Source organism: Streptomyces sp. NPDC002490, from assembly GCF_040296045.1.
Classification (GTDB): domain Bacteria; phylum Actinomycetota; class Actinomycetes; order Streptomycetales; family Streptomycetaceae; genus Streptomyces.
The window spans coordinates 24,489-35,058 of record NZ_JBEOWM010000058.1 but is presented as its reverse complement, the minus strand read 5'-3'; the positions used below and the strand labels follow the sequence as shown (position 1 = coordinate 35,058).

9 protein-coding genes are annotated in these 10,570 nt (G+C 71.2%); 4 read left to right on the top strand and 5 right to left on the bottom strand.

The features are described from left to right. Positions 1-687: 687 nt before the first annotated feature. The 3 genes from ABT092_RS26990 to ABT092_RS26980 all read left to right on the top strand — a co-directional run bounded on the left by ABT092_RS26990 (position 688) and on the right by ABT092_RS26980 (position 3,181). Entirely contained in the window at positions 688-1,839 is a 1,152-nt protein-coding gene (locus ABT092_RS26990; RefSeq protein ID WP_351248332.1) for an NsdA family TPR-like regulatory protein, read from the top strand. Positions 1,840-2,033: 194 nt separating this feature from the next. After that, entirely contained in the window at positions 2,034-2,507 is a 474-nt protein-coding gene (locus ABT092_RS26985) for a TrmO family methyltransferase domain-containing protein (protein ID WP_351248330.1), read from the top strand. Positions 2,508-2,653: 146 nt separating this feature from the next. After that, positions 2,654-3,181 (top strand): GNAT family N-acetyltransferase, encoded by a 528-nt coding sequence (locus ABT092_RS26980; RefSeq protein ID WP_351248328.1) that lies wholly within the window; start codon positions 2,654-2,656, stop codon positions 3,179-3,181. 16 nt (positions 3,182-3,197) lie between these two features. On the opposite strand, the gene ABT092_RS26975 is transcribed toward ABT092_RS26980, so the two are convergent. The 5 genes from ABT092_RS26975 to ABT092_RS26955 all read right to left on the bottom strand — a co-directional run bounded on the left by ABT092_RS26975 (position 3,198) and on the right by ABT092_RS26955 (position 8,968). After that, complete coding sequence (locus ABT092_RS26975; RefSeq protein WP_351248325.1) at positions 3,198-4,088, bottom strand: ABC transporter permease; 891 nt, start codon at positions 4,086-4,088, stop codon at positions 3,198-3,200. Further along, the gene (locus ABT092_RS26970; RefSeq protein WP_351248323.1) at positions 4,075-5,010 is read right to left on the bottom strand and encodes an ATP-binding cassette domain-containing protein; all 936 of its coding nucleotides are present in this window, start codon (positions 5,008-5,010) and stop codon (positions 4,075-4,077) included. Before ABT092_RS26970 ends, ABT092_RS26975 begins: the two co-directional genes overlap by 14 nt. Positions 5,011-5,116: 106 nt before the next feature. Beyond that, positions 5,117-6,403 carry a LolA family protein gene (locus tag ABT092_RS26965; protein WP_351248321.1) on the bottom strand — a complete coding sequence of 429 codons (1,287 nt, stop codon included), beginning with the start codon at positions 6,401-6,403 and terminating at the stop codon, positions 5,117-5,119. A 250-nt stretch (positions 6,404-6,653) separates the two neighbouring features. Beyond that, positions 6,654-7,664 (bottom strand): polyprenyl synthetase family protein, encoded by a 1,011-nt coding sequence (locus ABT092_RS26960; protein WP_351248319.1) that lies wholly within the window; start codon positions 7,662-7,664, stop codon positions 6,654-6,656. Positions 7,665-8,092: 428 nt separating this feature from the next. Next, positions 8,093-8,968 carry a Cof-type HAD-IIB family hydrolase gene (locus ABT092_RS26955; RefSeq protein ID WP_351248317.1) on the bottom strand — a complete coding sequence of 292 codons (876 nt, stop codon included), beginning with the start codon at positions 8,966-8,968 and terminating at the stop codon, positions 8,093-8,095. 267 nt (positions 8,969-9,235) lie between these two features. Between ABT092_RS26955 and fahA the strand changes: the two genes are divergently transcribed. Beyond that, positions 9,236-10,558, top strand: a complete 1,323-nt coding sequence (gene fahA / locus ABT092_RS26950) for a fumarylacetoacetase (protein WP_351248315.1) — start codon at positions 9,236-9,238, stop codon at positions 10,556-10,558. The last annotated feature ends 12 nt before the right edge of the window (positions 10,559-10,570 follow it).

Sequence of the window (10,570 nt, the reverse complement as noted above, 5' to 3'; positions counted from 1 at the left end):
GCGGACTCCCCGACACACACTGGATGTGCACCCACCCCTTGCACTCCACGACCCTGAGCGTCCACACCAGATGACGAAACCGCCGCCTCACCCCCGCACCCCACCCCGACGACCCCGCACACCAGCCCCGGCCGCCACCGCACCCGACCGACCGGAATCATCCGCCGGACACACCTCCCCGTACGGCACCTCCCACTCCACACCACCACCCGGCGGACGCAGGAAGTACCACCCCCGCACGTCATCCATCACCACGCCCACCACACGCCTGTGCGTGTCATAAGCCAGTTCACCCACCCGAAGCCCGCCGCTCATACCGCTCCCGCTCCCGTCCACTTGTCGCACGCCCCATAACGGCCACGCATGTACTCGAATCACTCTTCGAATGCCTGTCTGGATATGCGGGGGATGAAGACACATGCGCCTGCGGACCGCTCACGCACAGCGGCCTCGATCGGCGCTCCCACCGGCGAACGGGCTTGTTGTCGTCCCGGGAAACCACTTCCCGGCTCCGCACGGCAAACCGTTCACACCCTCATGACGCGAGGGCCTGAACTACATCCGAGGCGAACCAGTTTCCCCGGTTGCCATCGGAACCAACACGGCAGAACTACGGCGTCAAAGCTGCGTTTTCGCTGCACGGGCTACCCTGTTCAGGGACGACGGCAGCCAAGCGAAGGTGCGGCCATGGCAGGCAAGCGGAAGCGGTTCGCGCAGCGTCGGAAGGCGTGCGGATACTCACAAGAAGCCCTGGCCGAAGCCCTGCAGGTGGATCGCACAACAGTGCAGCGCTGGGAACGCGGGGTGGGCGATCCTCACCCACATCAGCGGCCACTCCTGGCCAAGCTGCTGCATGTCGAACTCGAAGAGTTGGACGACCTGTTGGCGCCTGACATCTCGGTCGACCTTCCTACCGTTGACCGGGAGCGCGGCGACGGGTTCGCGTGCGCCATTCGCCATATGTCACAGCAGCTGATCATGCTGGACAACGAGTTGAACGGCCTACCCATCGCAGAAATCGCCGCACGCTCCTTCAAGAAGGTCCACCGCCGTCTGGGCAACGGGGATTACGACCGCAAGGCGGAGCACGAAATCCAGTCTGCTGCGGCTGAGTTGGCCGAGATTGCAGGATGGGCGCTCTTCAATGAGGGCAAGTTCAACGCCTCTCGAAGGTTCAACCAGGAGGCTCTCCTCCTCGCCAAGCTCGCCTGTGACCGGTCAACGGAACTGATCACGCTTCAGAACATGGGGATGCTGGCGGGCTGGTCCGGGCGTCCTCGTGAGGAGCTCGCCATCGCGCAATCGGTGATCGAGCGGGAGCGGATGAGTCCTCGGGTGGAGGCCATGTTCAGAGCTCGGGAAGGTCAGGGGCTGGCAGGGACGGGACACCATCGGGAAGCGGCTCGCTCCTTCGGCCGGGCCCGTTCTCTCCTGCTGGACAACGGGCCGGACAGCGAGCCCACCTGGGTCTGGTGGGTGTCCGACCAGGAGATCGACAGGCAGCAGGGACGATCCCTCCACGAGATCGGAGACCTGCATGCCGCCATCCCTGTTCTGGAACGCGCGATGCATCACCAGGAGGGTTCCCAGGTCGGCTACCGGAGCGTCGCGGCAGTGCGTCTGCTGGACAGCCTGCTCCGCGTGAGGTCCTGGCAGACGGCAGAGGTGGAGGCGAGGAACCTGGTGCCCGCGGTGAACGAGATGTCATCCGTGATCACTTTGGAGATCCTCACGAAGGTGGCCGGTCGGGGCAAGGCGACCCCTGGGGCTCCAAGCAGCCTGCGGGACACCCTTGAGCAGATCGAATCCATCGCGACCGAAGACCCTTACGACTTCTGAGCGAGCCACCCACCCCAGCGGAAGCCACACGCCCTCGCCGCGCCCCCGCTCGGCCGGTATGGCACTGGGAACTGGAGCATCCGGAGTGGGCGTGCGGCACCTGGGGAAAGCCCTCGACAAGCTCGGTGCCCGCGCATCTGCCCACCTGGCCCGGGTATGTGGTGAACGAATGACGAGACGCGAGGAAATTGAGCATGGCTCTGGAAATCAGGCCGATCGGGACCGTCGTTGCCGGGCGCACCGACGTGGGCGACGACTACTGGGGCGGCGTCGAGTCGGTGATCCAGTTGGACGAGGACGAGTTCCCCGTCGACTCCGTCCAGGGTCTCGACGAGTTCTCCCATCTGGTGGTCGTGTGGCACTTCGACCAGGCGTCACCCGAGGACGTCGAGTACCACGCCCGCAGCCCACGGGGAAACCCGCGCTGGCCGGCCACGGGCACCTTCGCGCACCGCAACCACCGCCGCCCCAATCAACTCGCCCAGAGCTTCCCGAGGTTGCTGAGGATCGACGGGCTCAGGCTGCACGTGACCGACCTGGACGCCGTGGTCGGTACGCAGATCTACGACGTGTCGCCCTTCTTCAGGGAGATGGGACCTCGCGGTGCGGTGCACCAGCCGGCCTGGCCCGGCGACATGCTGACCGACTACTGGGCCGCCCGGACCTGACCGGAGGGCAACACGGCCCACCTCACCTGCCCGCGCGCCGCCGCCTCCCATGCAAGTGGTCCCCGAGGACCGACAGGGCGATCCCGAGCAAACCGACGTGCGCACGCGACCGGGCTGACCCACAGGCAGAAGGAATGGAGTCAAGGATGACCGAACCGACCGACCTGCGTCACTACCACCACGGAAGCCTTCCGGACGGCTTTCGCGACCTGCTGATCGATGTGCACGCCGACGCCTACGCCACCGCCATGGACGACGAGTTCAACCGCAGGTTCCCGTGGTTCGTCGACCGCTGGACCGCGAACAACGGGTTCACCTGCGTGGTCGCCTTCGAGGAAGGGGAGCCGACGGGGTTCGCCTACGGCGCACCGCTCCCGCCCGGCCGCGAGTGGTGGAGGTCCACGGCGTTCGAACCGAGCGACGAGCACACCGCGACGTACGCGGTCTCCGAGATCATGGTGCGTCCGCGCTGGCGCAAGAAGGGCATCGCACAACGACTGCACGAGGCGCTGTTGAGCGATCGCGCCGAGGGCCTGTCCGTGCTCCTGGTCGACGTGACCCACCCGAAGGTGCAGGACCTGTACCAGACCTGGGGCTACCAGAAGGTCGGCGAACAACAACCCTTCGCCGACTCGCCACTGTTCGCCGTCATGGTGAAGGACCTCCGGCCCTGAGCAAGAAGCGGGGCGCTCAGCTCGTGACGTCCTTGGTGGTGAACCTGGCCCAGGCCGCCGAGCCGAACACGGCGGCGTAGAGGGCCTGGAGTCCCAGGTTGCGCAGGATGTCGTCCCAGTGGACCGGTTCGCGCATCACATCGGCGAAGGACAGCCAGTGGTGCGAGAACAGATAGGGGTGGACGGCGTCCAGCTGGGGGATCTGGTCCACGATCTGCACGGTGATCAGCAGCCCCACGGTGGTCGCCATCGCGGCGATCCCGCTGCCGGTGAGGGTGGAGACGAAGAGTCCGAGTGCTGCCACGCCCAGCAGGGACGCGGCCACGACCAGGGCGACGAGCAGGGCCCGGAGCAGCCCCTCGGCGAAGGTGATCCGGGTGCCGGAGATGGTGGTGAGTTCGCCGAGCGGGAACAGCAGGGCGCCGACGAGGAGCCCGGAGATGGCCACCACCACCGTCGCCAGCAGGCAGAACGCCGTCACCGTGGCGTACTTGACGGCCAGGAGTCGGCTGCGGCCGGCCGGGGCCACCAGCAGGTAGCGCAGCGTTCCCGCGCTGGCCTCGCCGGCGATGGCGTCCCCGGCGACCACGCCCACGGCCATGGGGAGGAAGAACGGGAGGGTGGCGGCCAGCCCGGCGAACACCAGGAACAGGCCGTTGTTGGTGACCTGGGCGAGGAAGGCGGGCCCTGCCTCCCCCGAGCCGCCGCCCCCGCCGCCGGTCTCGATCCGGACGGCGATCCCGATCAGTACCGGCACCGCGGCGAGCACGCCCAGCAGGGCCAGGGTCCGCCACCGCCACAACGTGGTGAGCAACTCGGACCGGAACAGTCCGAACGTCCAGGTCCACCGCGGTGGGCGCGGGGTCGTCGGGCCGCGCCCAGGGTCGACCACCTCATCGAGCGACATCGAACCCCTCCCCGGTGAGCGCCACGAAGGCGTCCTCCAACGATCCCCGCTCCACCCCGAGGCCGCGGACCCGCACCCCCGCCGCCACCAGGGCCGCCGTCACCTCGGCGAGTTCGCCCGCGGGCGGGTCGGCGGCGACCCGGTCCCCGTCGACGGTGACATCGGTCAGGCCCCGTTCCTTCAGGACGCGCGCCGCGTCCGCGGGGTCGGGGGTGGTGACGAGGAGTCGGCCGCGGGCGCTGGCGGCGAGTTCGGAGACCCGGCCCTGGGTGATCAGCCGGCCGCGGGCCATCACCGCGGCGTGGGTGCACACCTGCTCGATCTCGTCGAGGAGGTGCGAGGAGAGGAAGACCGTGGTGCCGTCCGCGGCGAGTTCCCGCACCAGGGTGCGGATCTCCCGCATGCCCTGCGGGTCGAGGCCGTTGGTCGGCTCGTCCAGCACCAGCAGCCGGCGGGGCCTCAGCAGGGTGGCCGCGAGACCGAGGCGCTGCTTCATGCCCAGGCTGTAGGCGCGGGCCCGTTTGCCGGCCGCCGCGGTGAGGCCGACCCGGTCCAGGGCCTCGGCGACCCGGGCCCGGCGGGTGCGGGGGTCGGCCGTGGGGTCGACGGAGTCGTAGCGCAGCAGGTTGTCCCGACCGGTGAGGAAGCCGTACGGGGCGGGGCCCTCGATGAGGGCGCCGACCTGGGGCAGCACGGTGCGGGCGGCGCGGGGCATGGGGAGGCCGAGCAGGTGCGCGGACCCCTCGGTGGGTTCGATCAGGCCCATCAGCATGCGGATGGTGGTGGTCTTGCCGGAGCCGTTGGGGCCGAGGAAGCCGAAGACGGTGCCGGCGGGCACGCTCAGGTCGAGCCGGTCGACGGCACGTTGCCCGCCCCGGTACCGCTTGGTCAGTCCGCGGGTCTCGATCACCGCGCGTTCCATCCGTCTCCGCCTTCCGTCCGTGCTGCCCCTGACCGGGGGGCGGGTGCGGGGCCGCGTGGCCCCGCACCCGCCCTCCGGCGAACGCCCGTCCGGTGTCCGGGTGGGACTACCGGTCGCTCTCGGCCGCCTTGACCAGGGCGTCCTTGGTCACGGCGCCGACGTACACCGCGCCGTCGTCGGTCATCAGCGCGTTCACCAGGCGGGTGGAGAACACCGTGCCGGAGCCGAAGGAGCCCGAGACCTGGTCGCCGAGGGAGTCGAGGAAGTCCTGGGCGTCGACCGGGCCGCCGGCGCCCTTCGCGTCCTTCTCCGAGGCCGCCGCGCCGCCGGGGGTACCGATGCGGGCGATGGTGCTCCAGCCCTCGCCGAAGGTCTTCACCTCGCCGCCGTCCGCGCGGGCGGCCTCGTCGACCCCGGGCAGTCCGAGGCCGTCGAGCAGGTCCGGGCCACCGGCCGCGGAGCCGTCCTTGCCGTGCTCGGCGGACAGTTCGTCGGCCTCGGTGACCTCGGCGCCCTTCGGCGGGGTGAAGGCGAAGGTCGACGCGTCGGGCCGGGCGAAGTCGATCTTGGTGAAGCTGACGTCCACGACGGCGCTGCCGCCCGCGGCGGGCACCAGGGTGAACTTCAGCGGGACGCCGTTCTTCGCGTCCACCGCGAGCTGCACCGAACCGACCGTGGAGCCCGACTGCTTCGGCTTGACGACGAGCTTGTACGCGTCCCGTCCGGCGACCCGGGTGCTGCCGTCGACCGTGACCGAGGTGGTGTCGCCGGCGGCCTTCAGCACCTCGTCGGCGAACTCGCCCGGGGTGGTGGGGGCGTGCTCCTCGGCCTTCGGCGCCTGCTTGCCGCGGGCGTGCGCCTCGCCGCCCTCGGCGTGGTGGACCTGGTTGGAGCCGCTGTCGTAGGCCCAGACCTCACCGCCGTTGCGGATGAGGCTGTACTCGGAGCCCTTGCCCAGCACGGAGAGCTTGGCGCGTTCGGGGCCGTCCACCGCGACGCGCAGGGTGTGGGTGCCCGAGGCCAGTTCCATCAGCTTGGCCTGCGGGTCGGCGCTGCCGCCGCCCTCCCCGGCGTCGGGGGCGAAGGAACCCAGCACGCCCCCGAGGTCCGGCAGTCCGAGGTCGGTGCTGATCTTCACCGTGCCGGAGAGCCGCTCGGTGTCGGACGCGGCGATCTTCTCGATGAGCTGTTCGGCGCTGATCTTCGGCAGGTCGGGGTCGCCGGAGTCAGCGAGCGCCGGGACGAGGCCGATGGTCGCCGCCGCCACCCCCACCACCGTCACCGGGACGGCGTAGCGGGCCGCCCGGCGGCGAGCCCCGCGCTTCGGCGCGGGGGGCCGTGCGTCCTCGACGGCGCCCGTGCCGGGAGTCTGGTCGGATTCGTACGGTGCCATGTGTTCCCCTACCTCCGTGGTCGGCGGCGACCTTCCGTACCCCTGATGGGTCCCACCCCGCGCCGCCATTGTCCCCCGTGGTGCTCAGGAGTGGTCTGCTTCCATGACACCAAACCCGTGGGCTTCGAACGTCAGACCTCGGGGGCAACTTGGCGTACTGCCCGGGTATGACGTCGGGGCGTACGGGGTCCGCCCACCCGTAGGGGACGCACCCCCGTCCAGCGGGGCCGCCTCCCCCTCGGCCGACCGGTCAGCCGGCGCGGTGCACCACGGCGTCGCACAGTTGCACGAGCGCCGCCTTGGCGTCGCACTCCGGCAGCGGCTCCAGGACGGCCCGGGCGTCCTCGGCGTACTGCACGGTGTCCCGGCGGGCCTGCTCCAGCGCGGGGTGGGCCCGCAGCCGGGTCAGCGCCTCGCGGTGGCGGTCGTCGTCGCTGAGGTCCGAGGCCAGCAGCTCGCACAGGGCCTTGTCCTCCTCCGCGCCGAGGAGTCGGGCCTGCTCGTGCAACCGCAGCACCGGCAGGGTGGGGATGCCCTCGCGCAGGTCGGTGCCCGGGGTCTTGCCCGACTCGTGCGAGTCCGAGGCGATGTCCAGGACGTCGTCGGCGAGCTGGAAGGCGACGCCGAGCCGCTCGCCGTACTGGGTCAGCACGTCCACGATCCGGTCGTCGGCGCCGGACATCATCGCGCCGAACCGGCCGGCCACGGCGATGAGGGAGCCCGTCTTGCCGCCGATCACGTCGAGGTAGTGCGCCACCGGGTCGCGGCCGTCGCGGGGGCCGGCGGTCTCCAGGATCTGCCCGGTGACCAGCCGTTCGAACGCCTCGGCCTGGATGCGGACCGCCTCGGGGCCCAGGTCGGCGAGGATGTGGGAGGCGCGGGCGAACAGGAAGTCGCCGGTGAGGACGGCCACCGAGTTGTCCCAACGGCTGTTGGCGCTGGGCACCCCGCGGCGGACGTCCGCCTCGTCCATGACGTCGTCGTGGTACAGCGTCGCCAGGTGGGTCAGCTCGACCACGACCGCGGCGGGCACGATGCCGGGCGCGTCCGGGTCGCCGAACTGGGCGGCCAGCAGCGCCAGCAGCGGACGGAAACGCTTGCCGCCGGCCCGCACCAGGTGCTGGGCGGCCTCCGTGATGAAGGGCACCTCGCTCTTGGTGGCGTCGAGCAAGCCCTCCTCGACAGCAGCCAATCCGGCCTGGACATCGGCTTCGAGAGCCTGGTCCCGCACGCTCAGCCCGAAAGGCCCGACGACGGTCACGAGGGGGTCTCCTGTCTACTGACGGTCACTAGGTCGTACACATGGCTGGTCGATGTGCGCTGCCCTCCTCAAGTCAGCGTATCCGGTCCCCTTTCGATCACTGTGAGCCCCCGCCCGCCCATCACGGTCGGTGCACGATCGATCTTGCCGTGTTTTGATCACTTCATCTGATTTCCCTCATCGAGGAGAGAAAGCAGCCAAAGGAAGGAAACGCCACATCACCCACTGCAAGGGACAAGACTCCCACCCTTCGCCGCGTTCTCGATCACCGGCCCCCGCCACGTCCTCACGGAACGGACGCCCACACCCATGCGCCCCGGGGCCGTCCCACTCCCCGGCGGCCCGCCCCCCCCCGTCGCACCGCCCGCACTCATCTCACGCCCGAGCGGCCCGGAACGTCACACCCCCACCGTCTCGACCGGGGCCGGTCAGGACCGGGCGCCCCCGGTCCGCGCCCGTGGCCGGGGCTGGCTGACCACGTCCGTGTGCCGCTCCCCCGCCGCCCCGTAGAGCCGCTCCAGGACCACGGCGACCCCGTCCTCCTCGTTGGACGCCGTGACCTCGTCCGCCACGGCCTTCAGCTCCTGGTGGGCATTGGCCATGGCCACCCCGTGCCCGGACCACAGGAACATGGGGATGTCGTTGGGCATGTCGCCGAACGCCAAGGTCGCCTCCGGCCCCACCCCCAGCAGCGCGGCGGCCCGGGCCAGGGCGGTGGCCTTGGTGATGCCGAGCGGCTGGAGCTCCACCGCCCCGGGGCCGGCCATGGTCACCGTCACCAGCTCCCCAACGACCGCCCGGGCCGCCGCCGCCAGCTCGTCCTCGCCCAGCTCCGGGTGGCGCATCAACACCTTGGTCAGCGGCCGGGCCCACAGCGCGTCGCGGTGCGGGGCCCGCACCCCCGACAGCGTCGGGTGCGTCACGGTGAAACCGGGCTCCATCAGCATCAGCCCGTCCGCCCCGTCCTGGTTGACCGCCGCGTGCACCGCGCCGACCTCCGCCTCGACCTTGCCGAGGGCGACCTCGGCGACCTCCCGGTCCAGGGTCACCGACCACACGATGCGCCCGGCCGCGGCGTCGTACAGCTGGGCGCCCTGGCCGCACACCGCGAACCCCCGGTGCCCCAGCCCGCGCAGCACGGGCACCACCTGCGGGACGGGCCGGCCGGTGGCCACCACGTGCGTCGCGCCCGCCGCGACGGCCAGGGCCAGCGCCGCACGGGTCCGCGCGGAGAGGGAATCGTCGTTGCGCAACAGGGTGCCGTCGAGATCGGTGGCGACGAGGGAGAGAGCATGTGCGGGCATGGCCCCGAGAATACGGACGGGGAGCCTCCAACGGGCCCGCAGCGCCGCCGAGATGACGGAGAGGGGGTCCGTACGGTAATGAACGCCTGACACAGCATCAGGACGCGCGGGGCCTCGCCCGCACCGGGGTTCCGAACACCTCTGCGGTGCACCCACCCGGGACGTTCATCCGTTCGACCGCCCCGGCCGTTGCGTCCGCTCCCCGCACCCCGCCGCGGCCACCCCCGTAACGTGTGCCCCAACCACACGGAAAGTGAGGCAGCAGCGATGCCCGACCCGCACGAGCAGACCCCGCTCGACCGTCCCGAGGGCGACCCCACCCCATGGCCCGACCTGGCCGAGGGCGACCCCTTCGGTCCGCACAACCTTCCGTACGGTGTCTTCTCGCTCCCCGCGTCCACCGACGCGCCGCCGTCCCCCGGCGCCTCCTCGGACGGCCGCCGGGTGGGCGTCCGGCTGGGCGGGTACGTGCTGGACGCCGGTGCCGTCGCCACCGCGCTCGGCTCCCCCTACGCGTCCCTGCTGGCGCGGCCCACCCTCAACCCGCTGCTCGCGGCCGGCCGCACCGCCTGGAGCGACGTGCGCCGCGCCCTGACCGCCTGGGTGACGGTCCCCTCGTACCGGGAGACGGTGGCCCCGCTGCTGCACCCGCTGTCCGAGGTGACCCTGCACCTGCCGTTCGAGGTCGCCGACTACGTCGACTTCTACGCCTCCGAGCACCACGCCCGCAACGTCGGCCGGATGTTCCGCCCCGACGCCGAGGACTCGCTGACCCCCAACTGGAAGCACCTGCCGATCGGTTACCACGGTCGGTCGGGCACCGTCGTGGTGTCCGGCACCGAAGTGGTCCGGCCGCAGGGACAGCGCAAGGCGCCCACCGACCCGGCGCCGGTGTTCGGCCCTTCGGTCAAGCTCGACATCGAGGCCGAGGTGGGGTTCGTGGTGGGCGTGCCCTCGGCACAGGGCACCGCCGTCCCGCTCGGGGACTTCCGCGAGCACGTCTTCGGGCTCTGCCTGCTCAACGACTGGTCCGCCCGGGACCTCCAGGCGTGGGAGTACGTCCCGCTGGGCCCCTTCCTCGGCAAGTCGTTCGCCACCTCCGTCGCCGCCTGGATCACCCCCCTGGACGCGCTGGACGCGGCCCGCACGGCGCCGCCGGAGCGCACCCACCCGCTGCTGCCGTACCTGGACGACTCCCCCGGGGCGTCGAACGGCCCCGGCGGGCAGGAGCCCGGCGGTTACGACCTGCACATCAGCGTGGCGATCAACGGCCGGACCGTTTCCGAACCGCCCTTCGCCACCATGTACTGGACGGCGGCCCAGCAACTCGCGCACCTGACCGTGAACGGGGCCTCCCTGCGCACCGGCGACCTCTACGGTTCCGGCACCGTCAGCGGGCCCCGGCCCGAGCAGCGCGGCTCGCTGCTGGAACTCACCTGGAACGGCCGGGACGCGCTGGAGCTGCCCGACGGTCCGCGCACCTTCCTACGGGACGGGGACGAGGTCGTACTGACCGCCTGGGCCCCGGGCCCGGACGGGGTCCGGGTGGGCCTCGGCGAGGTCCGCGGACGGATCGTCGCCGGCGGCTGACCCGGGCCGGGG